Here is a 15,202-nt window from a genome sequence, read left to right as displayed (position 1 = left end):
CGAAATAATGCAAAGAGGCCCGTTTCTCAATGGTGCCCTCTCCAAGGCCCCCGGAAATCGGACCCGTGTCAGATCGGGGCAACCATATTCCAGCCAAGACCGGCAAGGACCGCGCCAACGACAGCCAGCGCCAAATATGCGACAAAGACACGCGGTTTCACCAGGGCCCAGACAGCCACGGCCGCGGGGATGCAGCTGACGCCACCTGCGATGACAAAAGACATCGCAGCCCCCTGGCTCATCCCCTGCGCCAGCAGCGCCTCAACCATCGGCACCGCGGCATACCCGTTGAGATAGGCCGGTGCCCCAACAAAAGCGCCCAACAGGATTGGTCCGATCCCCTCGCCGCCCAGAACCTGGGCCACCCAGTCTGCGGGGATATATTTCAGCATCAGGGCTTCGATCAGATAGGCCAGCAGCAACCATTTTCCGAGGAAAAAAGCGTTCTCACCGGCGGTGGTGCGGAAAACCGCCCGCCGGTCCGCCTCTTGCCAGAAACGCCAGTTGATTGCGCCGGACAGAGGAGAGACCTCCTCCCCCGCCCCGCAGCCCGACGAACAACAGCTTTTCACCGGCGCGTTTTTCAACGGATCCGCAAACAGGAAGGACCCGGCCAGCGCCTTGACCGAAAAACCGCCCATCAAGCCGATCATCACGGCGGCAAGCCCCTTGGCCAGCGCGAACTCCACCCCCAGCGTGCCTGCGGTAATGGCAAACATTGCCGGGTCCATCAGCGGCGAGGCCAGCCAGAAGGCCATGACCGCGGAAAGCGGCGCGCCCACGGCCAGCATGGCGGCGATAAAGGGGATCACTTCGCATGAACAGAAAGGCGAGATCCCGCCGAACAGGGCCGCCAGCACAATCATCCGGGTCTCTCGCCCTTCAAAAGCCCGCGCCAGAAGCGTTTCGGCATTTGTGGCTTTCAGATAGGCCACGGCCAGAATGGCAAACAGGATGAAGGGGGCCGTATGGGCCAGCGCGCCAAACGCAAAGGTGAGGGTTGGCCAGATGTCACCCGGGGCGATGAACCAGAGCATGACAGGGATCAGGGCTGACGCCAGCAGGGCGCCGTCCAGTTTCCACTTGCGCGGGGCCGTTGCAGGGATATCTGTCATGGCTCAGTCTCTTTCCCTCTTCTCATCGTCGCTCTTCTCATCCTCGCAATCTGCGCAGCATTCCGACAACAGATACTGCGACAGGGCCCGCATCACCTCATAATCAGCGGCCGCGCAGATGATCGATCGGCCCTGTTTCACCTGCGTCACCAACCCGGCGGCGGCAAGGATCTTCATGTGGTGGGTCAGGGTTGACCCGGTCACGCCGGACCGTTCCCCCAATGTGCCGATGGTCAGGCCGGCGCCCCCCGCGCGGACCAGAATGCGCAACACGGACAGGCGTTGTTCTGAGCCCAGAGCCGCAAATTGGGACGCGGCGACGGGGGGCGAAAGCGGGCAGAGGGTGGGGGCATCTATTTTCATATTTTTAGAAATATTGAAATTATGTCTTTGCGCAAGAGATATTTTCACAAGTCTCGAAATAAAGCGCCCCCACGTTCCGTGGCAACAGCGCGATATGGAAACGCTTACATATCTCCCTTGGTCTTGGCGCCAATGCCCCCTACCCTGTTCCCACTCCGCCCCCCAATTTCTACAACAGCGCCGCAAAAGATGCCCGACCCCGCCACCGACATCACCTCTCTGATCCACGAGCTGTCTGCCTGCACACTCTGCCGGGATCGGTTTGCCGCCACCCAAACCAACCACGCCCCCCGGCCGGTGGTCTGGTTTCAGCCAGGCGTGCGCATTCGCATCATAGGCCAGGCCCCCGGAATGCGGGTTCATCAGTCGGGCCTCCCGTTTGACGACCCGTCCGGTGATCGGCTGCGCCATTGGATGGGGCTGGGACGCGAGGTCTTTTATGATCAGCGCCGCATTGCCATCACCCCAATGGGGTTCTGCTTTCCCGGCTACTCTGCAAAAGGCGCCGACCTGCCGCCGCCAGCAATCTGCGCCCGAACCTGGAAGGCGAAGGTGGATCAGGCGCTCGGTGCGGTGCCGCTGACCCTGCTGGTGGGGGGATATGCGCAAAAAGCCTATCTTGGCGGGACATCCAGCGTGACCGAGCGCGTCCAGGGCTGGCGCGACCATGCCCCGCACTGCTTTCCCTTGCCTCATCCGTCCTGGCGCAATACGGGTTGGTTGAAGAAGCACCCGTGGTTCGACGCCGAGCTTTTGCCCGCGCTGCGCGCCCGGATCAAAGCCGTGCTGAACGAGGCACACCCCGACGACAGATAGGCGACTGACATGACCGACACCAACCTTCCCCTCGAAACCCCATTGGACCACGCCCACGGCGCCATGCAGGCAGATCTGGAAAATGATGCGGTGCGGTTGCGGTTTTACGAACGCCTCGCAGATGGGGAGCTTTTCGTTTTGCTGGCCAAAGAAGTGGCGGGGCAGGATGAGGAGATCGAGCCGGAAGTGGTTGAGGTTGAAAAAGACAAGTATCTACTTGTCTTTGACACGGAAGAACGACTTTCGGCCTTCACCGGCCAGCCCTCCCCCTATGCCGCCCTGCCGGGGCGCGTGGTTGCCGGGATGCTTGCCGGACAGGGGATCGGGCTTGGGGTCAATCTGTCCGTCGCCCCCTCGTCCATCCTGATCCCGGCAGAAGCGATGGAGTGGCTGGCCACCACATTGCAATCCGGCCCGGAAGAGATTGAGGCACGTGTGGCTGAGATCCACGCCCCCTCCGCCCCCGAGGCGCTGATCACGGCGCTGGATGCAAAGCTTGCGTCGGCAGGTGGGCTGGCCGCGATGGCCTGTCTGGCGGGGGTCACCTATGCGGACGGGCGCAAAGGCCATGTGCTTGGGTTCATTGACGCCACGGAAGGTGCCGAAAATGCCCTGGCCGGTGCGGCCAACGAAGCCCTGACCTTTTCCGGCATCGAAGCCGGGCAGATGGATGTTGGTTTTTTTGCAGGTGAAGATGTGATGGCCCGCAAGCTGGTCTCTTATGGGCTGCGCTTTGACCTGCCGGTGCCGGAGACGCCTGAACCGCTGAAACCAATTGCGCCGGGATCTGACCCGGAGAAGCCGCCAATTTTGAAGTAATCGGGCTTGAAGTGGCCTGTGTGAGGTGGCCCGTCTGAGGTGGCCCGTCTGAGGTGGCCTGTCTGAGGTGGCCTGTGCTCTGAAACCAATCAGGGGCGCTGCCCCTCGTGCCCGCTCTGAGAGCGGGCCCTCACCCCGAGATATTTGAAACAAGAAAAAGCGACAGGGAAAAGAGAGCGGGGCCGGTTCCGCCAGAGGGGCCAGAGGGGAATGGCAGCGCGGCCTGAGTGGCACAGGAGCTGACACGGGGGCTTACACCGGCCCAAATACGGAGCCAGGCGCGGGCAGACGGCGAGCTTTGGGTGTTACTTGCTTTCCAGCGCCTCGATCCGGGCCTTGAGCGCCTCGTTTTCCTCGCGCGCTTTCTGGGCCATGGCGCGCACCGCATCAAATTCTTCGCGGGTGACAAGGTCACGATCCGCCAGCCAGCGGTCCATCCAGGATTTCATCGCGCTTTCGGCCTCATCCTTGGCGCCCTGAGCCACGCCCAGCGCGTTGGTCATGATTTGCGACAGGTCATCAAACATCTTGTTGCGGCTTTGCATCGGGATCTCCTTGGGCGGCTGGGGGGCAATTGCCCTTCATGTGGGGACAAACGCTATATGGGGACAAAAGCCGCCGGAGACAAGGTGATGCATGCACTCTCGCAGGATTCCACCGTCTTGAAGGGGGCACGACATGTCCCCATTGACACCCGCAGGCGGGCAGGTCAGGAATGCGGCCATGTTTATGGCTATCCCCTTCCCCGCCCTCACGCCCGAGATCTTTATGATCGAGCTTGGTCCGATTTCATTTGCTCTGCGCTGGTATGCGATGGGCTATCTGGTGGGGATTGCCATTGGCTGGTGGATCATCGCCCAGGCGCTGAAACGTCCGGCATTGTGGCGGGCCGGTCCGCCGATGGACCGGGCGCAGCTGGAGGATCTGGCCACCTGGATCGTGCTGGGCATTATTGGCGGCGGTCGGCTGGGCTTTGTGCTGTTTTATCAACCCGACTACTACCTGTCGAACCCGGTGGAGATCCTGAAGGTCTGGCAAGGGGGGATGTCTTTTCATGGCGGGTTCCTAGGCGTGATTACCGCGGTGTTTTTCTGGTCGCGCCGGCACGGATTGCCCGTGGCATCGGTGGCCGACTGTCTGGCAATTGCAGCCCCGATTGGGATCGGACTTGTGCGCATTGCCAATTTCATCAATGCCGAGCTGTGGGGCCGTCCGACCGACCTGCCATGGGGGGTGATCTTCCCAGGCGGGGCCGCGCAGACCTGTGCCAACCTGGCCAACGGGGCCTGCGCCCGTCATCCAAGCCAGCTTTACGAAGCGGCCCTTGAAGGGGCCGTGCTGGCCGCCGTTCTTTTGCATCTCGCCTTCAGGTCCAGCTGGCTGAAACGCCCCGGCGCGCTGACCGGCGGTTTTTTTCTGGGCTACGGGCTGGCGCGGTTCACGGTTGAGTTCTTCCGGCTGGCGGATGCGCAGTTCATCTCGACCGACAACCCCTTTGGTCACGTGATCCGGCTGGGGGACTATGGCATCACCATGGGGCAGACCCTGACCCTGCCGATGATCGTGATCGGGGCAGCCACGCTGATCTGGGCGTTTCGCCGCCCGCTCGAGGAGCCTGCCGGGAACCAGAGCACATGAGCGCACACCAGCCCCCCCCCTCGCTGGCTGACCTTCTGCTGCGGCGCATCAACAAGACCGGGCCGATGACCCTGTCCGAGTTCATGGGCGACTGCCTGCTGCATCCGGTCCACGGCTACTATGCCACGCGCAACCCGTTCGGGCAGGAGGGGGATTTCATCACCGCCCCCGAAATCAGCCAGATGTTTGGAGAGATGCTGGGATTGTTCATGGCGCAGGTCTGGATGGATCAGGGGCGCCCTGCCCCCTTCACCCTTGCCGAGCTTGGCCCCGGTCGCGGCACATTGATGGCGGATATGCTGCGCGCCACGGCGGCTGTGCCCGGGTTCCACGCGGCGCTTGACCTGCATCTGGTCGAAGCCTCCCCCGTGCTGCGGAAAGCCCAGAGGGACCGGCTGGCCCCGGCTGCAATCACCCATCATGACGTGACCCAGACCCTGCCAGATCAGCCCCTGTTCCTGATCGCCAACGAGTTCTACGACGCCTTGCCGATCCGCCAGTTCATCCGTGAAGGCAAGATGTGGCGCGAACATCAGGTCGGCGAAGAAAACGGCACATTGCGCATGGGGCTGACCGCCCCCTTGCCGCAGGCGATGCTGGACCATCGGCTGGACGATACCCGCGATGGTGATCTTGTCGAGATCTGCCCCGCCCTTGGCCCGATCACTGAAGAGATCGCCACCCGCATCAACACCTATGGCGGCGTGGCGCTGGTGATTGATTACGGCGACTGGCGTTCGCTGGGGGATACGCTTCAGGCGCTTTCGGCCCATCAGACGGTCGGATTGCTTGAAGCTCCGGGTGCGGCAGATCTGACCGCGCATGTGGATTTCGAGCGTATTGCCCATTTTGCCGCGCCGCTGACCCACTCGCTCCTGACCCCTCAGGGGGTGTTTCTGGAACGGCTTGGGATCACCGAGCGGGCTCAGGCGCTGGCGGAAAAGATGCAGGGGCAGGCGCTGGAAAGCCATATCTCGGCACATCGGCGCTTGACCCATCCCGATGAAATGGGGACGCTCTTCAAAGTGCTCGGGCTGACTCGTCCGGGTGCACCGGCGCTGCCGGGGCTGGAAACGGCCCCTGCCGGACCGCGCTAAGCGCCGGGCATTTCGACAGACCTCACCTGACCGGTCCGATCCGACCGTTCACCCACCCGAACCAACCCGATGGTGACCTGATGATGCTGGAAATCCTGAGTTCCGACGCGCTGCGTTCCGATGCTTTGCGGCATGGGTTCTTTACCCGAAAAGGCGGGGCGTCCTCGGGGGTGTATCGCGGGCTGAACTGTGGCACGGGCAGTCAGGACCAATCAGAGCTGGTAAAGATCAACCGTGACCGGGTGGCGGCGGCGATGGAGGTGGCTCCGGCGGCGCTGTGCGGGGTTTTTCAGGTGCATTCCGCAGATGTGGCCACAATCACCGCAGCACAGGTGGGCGACAAGCCACAGGCCGACGCACTTGTGACCGCAACACCCGGACTTGCCCTGACCATCCTCACCGCGGATTGCCAGCCAGTACTGTTTGCCGACGCCAAGGCGGGGGTGATCGGCGCGGCCCATGCCGGGTGGAAAGGGGCGCTGGATGGGGTGTTGGAAAACACGATCGCGGCCATGGAGGCGCTTGGCGCCACGCGAGAAGGCATCCACGCCGTGATTGGCCCCTGCATCAGCCAGCGCAATTATGAGGTCGGGGCGGAGTTTTTTGACAGGTTCACCGCCATCGACCCCAGCTATGGCCAATTCTTTGCACCGGGTCAGGACATACCGAGGCAAGAGAAGAGGATGATGTTCGACCTGCCCGGCTTTGGCCTGCATCGCCTGAAGGCGGCGGGTGTGGGACAGGCGATCTGGGTGGGCCATTGCACCTATGCGGATGAAGACCGGTTCTATTCCTATCGTCGCGCCTGCCACCGGAACGAGGCCGATTACGGCCGGCTGATCTCGTCGATCCGCCTGTAGACCCCTTTCGAAACGCCCATTGCATCAACGGGGCATCAACGCGATCCGCGCGCGTCGCGCGACACCCGTGGCCCGGCCTTTCCCGAAACGCCTTCAGCCCCGCTCTGGTTCGGGGCGATCCTGCCCCGTTTTGGCCCCATTTGCGCGAAACAGTTGCGGCTGATGGGGCAAATTGGGCAAGATCCCCGGGACAATCCCCTTATTTAACAGGGCTCACCTGCGGCACAGGCCGATTGTCGCCGATTTGGTAAAAATGCCCAAGGACTGCCCAAACTGTGCCCGAATCCCTCGTTAGACCTGAGATCAACACATGATCACATGTCCCGAAGAGGGCAGAGAAATGAGGCACGACATGAGCAAGCAAGGCAAACCCCGTCCGCAAACCCGTCGCTGGATGAAATGGATCATTGAGGCCGAGGCTGACAGCTCTGCCCTGCCCTTCACCCGCGAAAACCGGCAGGCGAAGAAAGACCCAAAAGCACAGGACGCGGCGTAAGCGATATCGCCTGAGAGTGCCGCCGCAAGACAAAAGCCGCCTTCCTCCCGGGCGGTTTTTGTTTGTTTGGCGGCCAGCGCACGCCCAAAACTCTTTGGTGTTTTTGCCCGGAGTTTTTGCAAACTCCGACGCGCCCTGCTCAGAAGATCAGGGCGTTTCCGCCATCCGCGCTTCCAGCACATCAAACGGCACGCCCGGTTCATCCTTGGCGCCGCGAATGACCAGCGAGGTTTTCACCGACCCCACATTGGGGGTGGTCAGCAGGTCTTCGGTCAGGAAGCTTTGGAAGGTCGACAGGTCGGGGGCCACGCATTTCAGGATGAAATCCACCTCGCCATTGAGCATGTGGCATTCGCGAACAAGGGACCATTCCCGGCACTTCCCCTCAAACGCCACCAGATCCGCCTCGGCCTGACTGACCAGACCGACCATGGCAAAGACCTGCACTTCAAAGCCCAGCGCGCGCGAATCCACATCCGCGTGATAGCCCTTGATCAGCCCCATTTCCTCCAGCGTGCGCACCCGGCGCAGGCAGGGCGGCGCGGAAATACCCACGCGCTTGGCCAGCTCCACATTAGTCATACGCCCATCGGCCTGCAACTCGGCAAGAATCATGCGGTCGATCGGGTCTAGCTTATGTCCGGCCATGCGAATTCCTTCTGGCGCCTACTCAATGAAATTGCGCAAACACTAGCCGCCCTTGGTTGCCTGCGCAACAATCTTTCGCGAAAACGTAACATTCTTGCAGATCCGACCATTCGGCAGGCAAAGGCGGCACGGACCGGCGGGATCAGCGGGGGCAACGAGAGAGGCAACACGGGGACACCATAAGGTCAACACAGGCTCAACACAGGGTCAATACGGGGGCTTCCCTCAGGCCGCCTGCGCCCCTATATCCAGAGGCGTTGAACAATTCAAAGCAGGAATGCCCCGATGTCCGAGACCCGCCACACCAAAGTTCTGATCATTGGCTCCGGCCCTGCCGGTTACACTGCCGGGGTCTATGCCTCGCGCGCCATGCTTGAGCCGATCCTGGTGCAGGGGATGGAACCGGGCGGCCAGCTGACCACCACCACCGAGGTCGAGAACTATCCCTCCTTCATCGACATCCAGGGGCCAGAGCTGATGATGAAGATGGAAGACCATGCGCGCACCATGGGCACCGAAATCATCGGTGACATCATTGTCGATCTGGATCTGTCCAAACGCCCGTTCACGGCCAAGGGGGACAGTGGCACGTTTTATACGGCTGATGCGGTGATTCTGGCCACGGGCGCACGCGCCAAATGGCTGGGCCTGCCGTCAGAAGAAAAGTTCAAGGGCTTTGGCGTCTCGGCCTGCGCAACCTGCGACGGGTTCTTCTATCGCGGTGAAGAAATCGTCGTGGTCGGCGGCGGCAACACCGCAGTTGAGGAAGCGCTGTTCCTGACCAAGTTTGCCTCCAAGGTCACCCTGATCCACCGCCGCGATGAGCTGCGCGCCGAAAAGATCCTGATTGACCGGCTGATGAAAAACGAAAAGATCGTGCCGCTCTGGGATCACCAACTGGACGAGGTCGTGGGCGACGAAAACCCGCTGGGCGTGACCGGCGTGCGGGCGCGCCATGTCAAAACCGGCGAGATCACCGAGATCCCGGCCAAGGGCGTCTTTATCGCCATCGGCCACGCCCCCGCGAACGAGCTGGTCAAGGACACGCTGGAAACCCATATGGGCGGCTATGTGGTCACCAAACCCGACAGCACCGCCACCTCGATCCCCGGTGTCTTTGCCGCGGGCGACCTGACCGACCACAAATACCGCCAGGCGGTGACCTCGGCTGGCATGGGCTGCATGGCAGCACTTGAGGCAGAGCATTTCCTGGCTGAGCAGGAGTAAACAGGTGGGCCTGTCTGTACCCAGCTATTTCAAACCGGTGGTGGGGCGCTTTTGGCGCGCCACCTTTCAGGGGCAGGAGGCCCGGCTTCTTTCCCCGGCCCGCGCCCCAAACGGGCGCTGGCATCATGATGGCGAGAACGCGCTTTACCTCTCAGCCACGCCAGAGGGGTGCCGCGTGGCGGTAAAGGCCTATCAGCGCCCCGATGATCCGCCCCGCGTCATTTTCCCGCTTGAGGTCTCTGCCGCGCATATCGTCGATCTGTGCGCGCCATCCGTGCGGGACGCCCTGGGGATGCCTCTTGAGCGGATCCATGTCTTCTGGGCCGATTTACACGCTCAGGGGCAGTTCCCGCCAACATGGGAGATCAGCGACCAGCTTCGCGCGGCCGGGGCGGAGGGCATGCTGACCCCCTCCCGCTCTCGCCCGGAGCTGACCCATCTGACCCTGTTTCGCTGGAACGAAGACCATGCACCCGCAGTGCGGGGGACACAGAACCCCATTCCGTTCTAGGCGTTTGAACGACGAGCACATGCCCGGCGCGTTCCAAGGAGCACGCGTGTTTTGGAACACTGTTCCCCCAATCCCACACTTGACACTATTTCCCCCCCAATCGGGTCATTTACTCTAATTATGTCTTTTCGCAAGCGGGCGTTCATGCAATGCGTTCACGCGTGAACACACATTGAGTCGAACCAGAATGCCCGCCACACCGCCCCCCTCCTCACCTACGGAAGACGATCTGCGCTTCCTTCTGCTGCGCCAGTTGGACGCAGCCCCGGAAGGCTCGCAGCGCGCGATTGCCGCGGCGGTGGGGATATCATTGGGTCGGTTGAACGGACTTCTGCGTGCCACCGCCGATCAGGGGCTGATCCAGATCGGCAAGCGGGGCGGACCGGACAAGCGGCAACGTTTTTCCTACGTTATCACCGCCAAAGGGGCCGCAGAGAAAACCCGCCTCAGAGATCAATTCCTTGCCCGCAAATTTGCCGAGTATGACGCGCTGCACGCCGAGTTGACCGGTTCGTCCAGCGGTCTTTCCCCTTTGAAACACAGGACACATCCCATGCAAGACAACCTGACCCCCATCCCCGAGCTGTATGTCTCATATGAAAGCGCGCAGAAGCTGAAAGTTGAAGCCGCTGACCTGACCAGCCACGACCTCAGCCCGCGTCAGATCTGTGATCTGGAGCTTTTGATGAACGGTGGCTTCAACCCGCTCAAGGGCTTTCTGAGCGAGGAAGATTACAATGGCGTGGTGGAAAACATGCGCCTGGCGGATGGCACGCTCTGGCCGATGCCGATCACCCTGGATGTGTCGGAGGAGTTCGCAAACTCGATCGAACTGGGGCAGGACATTGCGCTGCGCGATCAGGAAGGTGTGATCCTGGCCACGATGACCGTGACCGATCGCTGGGAACCGAACAAGGCACGTGAGGCCGAGAAGGTGTTTGGCGCGGATGACGATGCGCACCCGGCGGTGAACTACCTGCACAACGTGGCCGGTAAAATCTATCTGGGCGGCCCGATCGTGGGCATCCAGCAACCGGTGCATTACGACTTCCGCGGCCGTCGCGACACGCCGAACGAACTGCGTGCGTATTTCCGCAAGCTGGGCTGGCGTCGTGTGGTGGCGTTCCAAACCCGCAACCCGCTGCACCGCGCGCACCAGGAACTGACCTTCCGCGCTGCCCGTGAAGCACAGGCCAACCTGCTTATTCACCCTGTTGTCGGCATGACCAAACCGGGTGACATCGACCACTTCACCCGTGTGCGCTGCTATGAGGCGGTGCTGGATCAATACCCTGCCGCCACCACCACCATGTCGCTTCTGAACCTGGCGATGCGCATGGCTGGCCCGCGCGAAGCGGTGTGGCACGGCCTGATCCGCAAGAACCACGGCTGCACCCATTTCATCGTCGGCCGCGACCACGCAGGCCCCGGCAAGAACTCGGCCGGTGAAGATTTCTACGGGCCCTATGACGCGCAGGATCTGTTCCGCGAGCATGAGGCCGAGATCGGCATCGAAATGGTTGACTTCAAGCACATGGTTTATGTGCAGGACCGCGCCCAATACGAACCCGCTGATGAGATCGAAGACAAGGACAACGTGACCATCCTGAACATTTCCGGCACCGAGCTGCGCCGCCGCCTGCAGGAAGGTCTGGAAATCCCCGAATGGTTCTCGTTCCCGACCGTTGTGGAAGAGCTGCGCAAGACCAAACCGCCGCGCGCAGAACAGGGCTTCACCGTGTTCTTCACCGGCTTCTCGGGCTCGGGCAAATCGACCATTGCCAACGCGCTGATGGTGAAGCTGATGGAAATGGGCGGTCGCCCCGTGACCCTGCTGGATGGGGACATCGTGCGCAAAAACCTGTCGAGCGAGCTGGGCTTCTCGAAAGAGCACCGTGACCTCAACATCCGCCGCATCGGCTATGTGGCCTCCGAGATCACCAAAAATGGTGGTATCGCGATCTGCGCCCCGATTGCCCCTTACGCCACCACCCGCCGCGCGGTGCGTGAAGATATCGAGCAATTCGGTGCCTTTGTCGAAGTTCACGTGGCAACCTCGATCGAGGAATGTGAACGCCGTGACCGCAAGGGCCTCTACAAGCTGGCCCGCGAAGGCAAAATCAAGGAATTCACCGGGATTTCCGATCCCTATGACGTGCCGGTGAACCCGGAACTGACGGTGGAAACCGAAAATGTCGAAGTGGACAACTGCGCCCACCAGGTGCTCTTGAAGCTGGAAAGCATGGGTCTGATCAAGGGCTAAGCCCCTGCCCCGAATGCCCATCAGAAAACAGAAAGGCCAGAGCCCCGCTCTGGCCTTTTTTCATTTCGCCTTTCTTTAAAGCGTTTCGGGATAAACATGTGTCTCAAGTTTATCCCGAAACGCTTTAGGAGCGGCGCGATCAATGCACCGCAACCGGGGTCAGGTCATGCTGCCGCGCCAGCGCAAAGGCCAGACGTCGGCCATGCGCCACGGCCAGGCATTCCCCATCCTCATGATGCACCGAATACAGCCGGTCCATGCCGTCCACCTGTGGGCGCATCTCTTCGGGCAGCTCTTCCGGCAAGACCGAGCGGATATAGACGATCCGGCTTTCGACTTCGGGCAGGAATTCAAATGTAGCATCCATGATGGGCCTCCTTCCTTTTCAAGCGTCACAGGGCGCTTACACCCCCCTTTTTTCACAACAGCGGGGGCGGCTTATTACAGATATGGGGTCCGGCGCAGGCCATTGCCCGTCCGATAACATCAGAGTGATTGCGGATTGATGTGGGTTTAACGCAACGCCCGCTCAGCGTTTGTTGATCTGGATTGTCTGCACCACCTGCTCAGGCTCCGCGCGTTCCAGATCAATATGCAGCAGTCCGTTTTCGGTGGAGGCCCCCACCACCTCGACGCCATCCGCCAGCACAAAGCTCTTCTGGAACTGCCGCCCGGCAATACCGCGATGCAGGAAAACACGATCCTCGCTGGTCTCTTTCTGCGCACCGCGCACCACCAGCTTGGCATTTTCCACCGTGATCGAGAGGTCCTCATCGGCAAAACCGGCCACAGCCAGTGAAATCCGATAAGCGCGCTCGCTCACCTGTTCGATATTGAAAGGGGGATAGCCATCCTTGGATTTGGCGGCTTGCTCCACCATCCGCTCCAATTGCTCAAATCCCAGCAGGAACGGGTGGGTGGCCAGGGTCATCTTGGTCATCAGTCGGTCCTTTTTCACGATAAAGCGACACGTGGTCGGGGTCCCGATCGGCAACCCCTCCGGGTAAATATGGGGCGGGGCGCGATCAGGTGCAAGGGGGACCGCGCTGGCACGGCTTTTCCTTGGCGTTAACGGTTTTGCGCGATAAGCTCTTACCACCACTTGGGAATCGACCTGCTGACCATGAGCAATGCCAAAGAAATGAAAACCGATGACGTGCTCCGGGTGGAGCTTGAGGTTTTCAAAGCGGAACACCGTGACCTTGACGAAGCCATCCACGCGCTTGAGGAAAGCGGGCGGGCGGATCAGCTGCGGCTGAGGCGATTGAAAAAGCAAAAGCTGGCCCTGAAAGACAAGATTGCCCGGATCGAAGACAAGCTGACCCCGGATATCATCGCCTGATCCTGCAGGGCGCGCGACCGCACACATTCGTATCACCTTCGCCCCCGAAGCGCGGCCTTGGTCGGGACGTTCGGAAAATTCACGAAAAAGCGTGCGGAAGCGGGACAGATTGCCCCTCCCGGCCTTTTGCCCGATTGCATCATACCCCCCTGCCCCTATAAGTAGGCCCAACTTTATTGCGCCATTATCGGGGGACCACATGACGGATGTGAAGGTCGGTATCATTATGGGCAGCCAGTCGGACTGGCCCACCATGAAAGAAGCGGCAAATGTGCTGGACGAACTGGGCGTGGCCTATGAGACCCGGATCGTCTCGGCCCACCGGACCCCGGACCGGTTGTGGGAATATGGCAAAACAGCCGTGGAGCGTGGCCTTCACGTGATCATCGCGGGCGCCGGCGGTGCGGCACATCTGCCCGGCATGATGGCCTCAAAAACCCGCGTGCCCGTTGTGGGCGTGCCGGTCCAGACCCGCGCGCTGTCCGGTGTTGACAGCCTTTATTCGATTGTGCAGATGCCCAAGGGTTTCCCGGTGGCCACCATGGCCATTGGTGCGGCAGGCGCGGCAAATGCGGGACTGATGGCCGCTGGCATCCTTGCCACCGCAGATGCAGAGCTGGCCGAGCGTCTGGACGCCTGGCGCGCGGCCCTCGCCGCCTCGATCCCGGAGGTTCCGGTTGATGAGTGAGATCCTGCCCACCGGCGCCACAATCGGCATTCTCGGCGGCGGCCAGCTGGGCCGCATGCTCTCGGTTGCGGCCTCCCGCCTGGGGTTCAAAACCCATATCTTCGAACCCGGTGCAAACCCGCCCGCAGGCCAGGTGGCCGACCAGGTGACCACCGCAGGCTATGATGACGTGACCGCGCTGGAAACCTTCGCCAGATCGGTCGACGTGATCACCTATGAGTTCGAGAACATCCCAACCGCCGCACTGGATGCGCTGGAAGCCCTCGCCCCGATCCGTCCGGGTCGCGAAGCGCTGCGCGTCAGCCAGGATCGGATCGTTGAAAAGGATTTCCTGTCCGATCTGGGACTGGCCACCGCCCCTTACGCCAATGTGGAAAGCATCGAAGATATGGTGGCGGCGGTTGCCGCAATTGGCGCCCCCTCGATCCTGAAAACCCGCCGTTTCGGCTATGACGGCAAAGGTCAGGCGCGGCTCAAGACCACCGAGGATGCAGATGCGGCCTTTGCCGACATGCAGGGCGCTCCGGCGGTACTGGAGGGGTTTGTCAACTTCACCCATGAGATCAGCATCATCGCCGCACGCGGCGTGACCGGTGAAGTGGCCTGTTTTGACCCGGGTGAAAACGTACACAAAAACGGGATCCTTGACACCACCACCGTGCCGGCGCGCCTGACAGGTGCCCAGCGCACCGACGCCATCCTGCTTGCAGGGCGGATCCTGAACGCCCTCGACTATGTCGGCGTGATGGGGGTGGAGCTGTTTGTGACACCAACAGGTCTGATCGTGAACGAAATTGCGCCGCGGGTGCATAATTCCGGTCACTGGACCCAGCAGGGCTGCACCGTGGACCAATTCGAACAGCATATCCGCGCCGTGACCGGGTGGCCGCTGGGGGACGGATCCCGGTTTGCGGATGTGGTGATGGAAAACCTGATTGGCGATGACATGGACCGCGTGCCCGAGATCGCCCGCGAAGCCAACGCCTCGCTGCATCTTTACGGCAAGGCCGATGTGAAACCGGGTCGCAAAATGGGCCATGTGAACCGGATCCTGCCCGCCGCAAAATAAGCTTCAATGCGTTTCGGGAGAAACCTGAGGCCAATGCCCCTCCTGAAACGCCCCGCCTGATAACCTCTTTCGCCGCATTTCGCGTTCCAAATCCTTGGGCAAGACCGAAACAAATCAGTCAGCAAAGTGGCCCTCTGCTCACGCATCGGGCCGCTTCCGGTGGCTCACTTTGTGAGCCTGTTGGGGCTTTGCCCCCGAGCCTTCGGCTCTCCCCCAAGATATTTTTGACAAGAAAAAAGGGAAAGGGAAT

General features: G+C 61.3%; 18 protein-coding genes. 12 read left to right on the top strand and 6 right to left on the bottom strand.

Annotation, left to right across the window (positions count from 1 at the left end; genetic code table 11):
• Positions 1-68: 68 nt before the first annotated feature.
• Positions 69-1,115, bottom strand: a complete 1,047-nt coding sequence (locus tag AKJ29_RS05765; protein ID WP_055188755.1) for a permease — start codon at positions 1,113-1,115, stop codon at positions 69-71.
• 3 nt (positions 1,116-1,118) lie between these two features.
• Positions 1,119-1,478 (bottom strand): ArsR/SmtB family transcription factor, encoded by a 360-nt coding sequence (locus AKJ29_RS05760; protein ID WP_055188753.1) that lies wholly within the window; start codon positions 1,476-1,478, stop codon positions 1,119-1,121.
• Between the two features lie 189 nt (positions 1,479-1,667).
• On the opposite strand from AKJ29_RS05760, the gene AKJ29_RS05755 reads away from it, so the two are divergent.
• Positions 1,668-2,294: a uracil-DNA glycosylase family protein gene (locus AKJ29_RS05755; protein WP_055188751.1), complete on the top strand. Its 627-nt coding sequence runs from the start codon at positions 1,668-1,670 to the stop codon at positions 2,292-2,294.
• 9 nt (positions 2,295-2,303) lie between these two features.
• Positions 2,304-3,113, top strand: coding sequence for an SseB family protein (locus AKJ29_RS05750; RefSeq protein WP_055188749.1), 810 nt, complete (start codon positions 2,304-2,306; stop codon positions 3,111-3,113).
• A 305-nt stretch (positions 3,114-3,418) separates the two neighbouring features.
• On the opposite strand, the gene AKJ29_RS05745 is transcribed toward AKJ29_RS05750, so the two are convergent.
• Complete coding sequence (locus AKJ29_RS05745) at positions 3,419-3,658, bottom strand: accessory factor UbiK family protein (protein ID WP_055188747.1); 240 nt, start codon at positions 3,656-3,658, stop codon at positions 3,419-3,421.
• A 178-nt stretch (positions 3,659-3,836) separates the two neighbouring features.
• Here AKJ29_RS05745 and lgt point away from each other — a divergent pair, with 178 nt between their 5' ends.
• From lgt to AKJ29_RS19625, 4 genes are all read left to right on the top strand, one after another.
• A complete protein-coding gene (lgt, locus tag AKJ29_RS05740) occupies positions 3,837-4,751 on the top strand; it encodes a prolipoprotein diacylglyceryl transferase (RefSeq protein WP_055188744.1) in 915 nt (304 codons plus the stop codon).
• The gene (locus AKJ29_RS05735) at positions 4,748-5,848 is read left to right on the top strand and encodes a class I SAM-dependent methyltransferase (RefSeq protein ID WP_055188741.1); all 1,101 of its coding nucleotides are present in this window, start codon (positions 4,748-4,750) and stop codon (positions 5,846-5,848) included. The genes lgt and AKJ29_RS05735 overlap by 4 nt, the downstream gene beginning before the upstream one ends.
• An 80-nt stretch (positions 5,849-5,928) precedes the next feature.
• A complete protein-coding gene (pgeF, locus tag AKJ29_RS05730) occupies positions 5,929-6,708 on the top strand; it encodes a peptidoglycan editing factor PgeF (protein ID WP_055188739.1) in 780 nt (259 codons plus the stop codon).
• A 352-nt stretch (positions 6,709-7,060) separates the two neighbouring features.
• Positions 7,061-7,204, top strand: a complete 144-nt coding sequence (locus AKJ29_RS19625; protein ID WP_161805376.1) for a hypothetical protein — start codon at positions 7,061-7,063, stop codon at positions 7,202-7,204.
• Between the two features lie 147 nt (positions 7,205-7,351).
• Here the strand turns inward: AKJ29_RS19625 and AKJ29_RS05725 are convergent, their stop codons facing one another.
• Complete coding sequence (locus AKJ29_RS05725; RefSeq protein WP_055188737.1) at positions 7,352-7,852, bottom strand: Lrp/AsnC family transcriptional regulator; 501 nt, start codon at positions 7,850-7,852, stop codon at positions 7,352-7,354.
• A 285-nt stretch (positions 7,853-8,137) separates the two neighbouring features.
• On the opposite strand from AKJ29_RS05725, the gene trxB reads away from it, so the two are divergent.
• The 3 genes from trxB to AKJ29_RS05710 all read left to right on the top strand — a co-directional run bounded on the left by trxB (position 8,138) and on the right by AKJ29_RS05710 (position 11,853).
• Positions 8,138-9,079, top strand: a complete 942-nt coding sequence (gene trxB, locus AKJ29_RS05720) for a thioredoxin-disulfide reductase (protein ID WP_055188735.1) — start codon at positions 8,138-8,140, stop codon at positions 9,077-9,079.
• A gap of 4 nt (positions 9,080-9,083) precedes the next feature.
• Positions 9,084-9,590, top strand: a complete 507-nt coding sequence (locus AKJ29_RS05715; protein WP_055188733.1) for an RES family NAD+ phosphorylase — start codon at positions 9,084-9,086, stop codon at positions 9,588-9,590.
• A gap of 187 nt (positions 9,591-9,777) precedes the next feature.
• The gene (locus AKJ29_RS05710; RefSeq protein ID WP_055188731.1) at positions 9,778-11,853 is read left to right on the top strand and encodes a bifunctional sulfate adenylyltransferase/adenylylsulfate kinase; all 2,076 of its coding nucleotides are present in this window, start codon (positions 9,778-9,780) and stop codon (positions 11,851-11,853) included.
• A gap of 139 nt (positions 11,854-11,992) precedes the next feature.
• On the opposite strand, the gene AKJ29_RS05705 is transcribed toward AKJ29_RS05710, so the two are convergent.
• Both AKJ29_RS05705 and AKJ29_RS05700 read right to left on the bottom strand, forming a co-directional pair.
• The gene (locus tag AKJ29_RS05705; RefSeq protein WP_055188730.1) at positions 11,993-12,220 is read right to left on the bottom strand and encodes a DUF1150 family protein; all 228 of its coding nucleotides are present in this window, start codon (positions 12,218-12,220) and stop codon (positions 11,993-11,995) included.
• 162 nt (positions 12,221-12,382) lie between these two features.
• Positions 12,383-12,793 (bottom strand): Hsp20 family protein, encoded by a 411-nt coding sequence (locus tag AKJ29_RS05700; protein ID WP_055188728.1) that lies wholly within the window; start codon positions 12,791-12,793, stop codon positions 12,383-12,385.
• Between the two features lie 183 nt (positions 12,794-12,976).
• Between AKJ29_RS05700 and AKJ29_RS05695 the strand changes: the two genes are divergently transcribed.
• The 3 genes from AKJ29_RS05695 to AKJ29_RS05685 all read left to right on the top strand — a co-directional run bounded on the left by AKJ29_RS05695 (position 12,977) and on the right by AKJ29_RS05685 (position 14,952).
• On the top strand, positions 12,977-13,195 hold the full coding sequence (locus AKJ29_RS05695) for a YdcH family protein (protein WP_055189069.1): 219 nt from the start codon (positions 12,977-12,979) through the stop codon (positions 13,193-13,195).
• Between the two features lie 199 nt (positions 13,196-13,394).
• Entirely contained in the window at positions 13,395-13,883 is a 489-nt protein-coding gene (gene purE / locus AKJ29_RS05690) for a 5-(carboxyamino)imidazole ribonucleotide mutase (protein ID WP_055188726.1), read from the top strand.
• The gene (locus tag AKJ29_RS05685; RefSeq protein ID WP_055188724.1) at positions 13,876-14,952 is read left to right on the top strand and encodes a 5-(carboxyamino)imidazole ribonucleotide synthase; all 1,077 of its coding nucleotides are present in this window, start codon (positions 13,876-13,878) and stop codon (positions 14,950-14,952) included. Before purE ends, AKJ29_RS05685 begins: the two co-directional genes overlap by 8 nt.
• Positions 14,953-15,202 lie beyond the last annotated feature (250 nt).

Source organism: Aliiroseovarius crassostreae (genome assembly GCF_001307765.1).
GTDB classification, from domain to species: domain Bacteria; phylum Pseudomonadota; class Alphaproteobacteria; order Rhodobacterales; family Rhodobacteraceae; genus Aliiroseovarius; species Aliiroseovarius crassostreae.
This window is presented reverse-complemented; position numbering and strand designations above follow the sequence as displayed.

Bases quoted from the DNA above. Each gene is read 5' to 3' on its own strand.
- AKJ29_RS05700 (WP_055188728.1), bottom strand. From the start codon at position 12,793: ATGACCAAGATGACCCTGGCCACCCACCCGTTCCTGCTGGGATTTGAG.
- trxB (WP_055188735.1), top strand. From the start codon at position 8,138: ATGTCCGAGACCCGCCACACCAAAGTTCTGATCATTGGCTCCGGCCCT.
- AKJ29_RS05755 (WP_055188751.1), top strand. From the start codon at position 1,668: ATGCCCGACCCCGCCACCGACATCACCTCTCTGATCCACGAGCTGTCT.
- AKJ29_RS05765 (WP_055188755.1), bottom strand. From the start codon at position 1,115: ATGACAGATATCCCTGCAACGGCCCCGCGCAAGTGGAAACTGGACGGC.
- AKJ29_RS05735 (WP_055188741.1), top strand. From the start codon at position 4,748: ATGAGCGCACACCAGCCCCCCCCCTCGCTGGCTGACCTTCTGCTGCGG.
- AKJ29_RS05760 (WP_055188753.1), bottom strand. From the start codon at position 1,478: ATGAAAATAGATGCCCCCACCCTCTGCCCGCTTTCGCCCCCCGTCGCC.
- AKJ29_RS05750 (WP_055188749.1), top strand. From the start codon at position 2,304: ATGACCGACACCAACCTTCCCCTCGAAACCCCATTGGACCACGCCCAC.
- AKJ29_RS19625 (WP_161805376.1), top strand. From the start codon at position 7,061: ATGAGCAAGCAAGGCAAACCCCGTCCGCAAACCCGTCGCTGGATGAAA.
- lgt (WP_055188744.1), top strand. From the start codon at position 3,837: ATGTTTATGGCTATCCCCTTCCCCGCCCTCACGCCCGAGATCTTTATG.
- AKJ29_RS05745 (WP_055188747.1), bottom strand. From the start codon at position 3,658: ATGCAAAGCCGCAACAAGATGTTTGATGACCTGTCGCAAATCATGACC.
- purE (WP_055188726.1), top strand. From the start codon at position 13,395: ATGACGGATGTGAAGGTCGGTATCATTATGGGCAGCCAGTCGGACTGG.
- AKJ29_RS05725 (WP_055188737.1), bottom strand. From the start codon at position 7,852: ATGGCCGGACATAAGCTAGACCCGATCGACCGCATGATTCTTGCCGAG.
- pgeF (WP_055188739.1), top strand. From the start codon at position 5,929: ATGATGCTGGAAATCCTGAGTTCCGACGCGCTGCGTTCCGATGCTTTG.
- AKJ29_RS05710 (WP_055188731.1), top strand. From the start codon at position 9,778: ATGCCCGCCACACCGCCCCCCTCCTCACCTACGGAAGACGATCTGCGC.
- AKJ29_RS05705 (WP_055188730.1), bottom strand. From the start codon at position 12,220: ATGGATGCTACATTTGAATTCCTGCCCGAAGTCGAAAGCCGGATCGTC.
- AKJ29_RS05685 (WP_055188724.1), top strand. From the start codon at position 13,876: ATGAGTGAGATCCTGCCCACCGGCGCCACAATCGGCATTCTCGGCGGC.
- AKJ29_RS05695 (WP_055189069.1), top strand. From the start codon at position 12,977: ATGAGCAATGCCAAAGAAATGAAAACCGATGACGTGCTCCGGGTGGAG.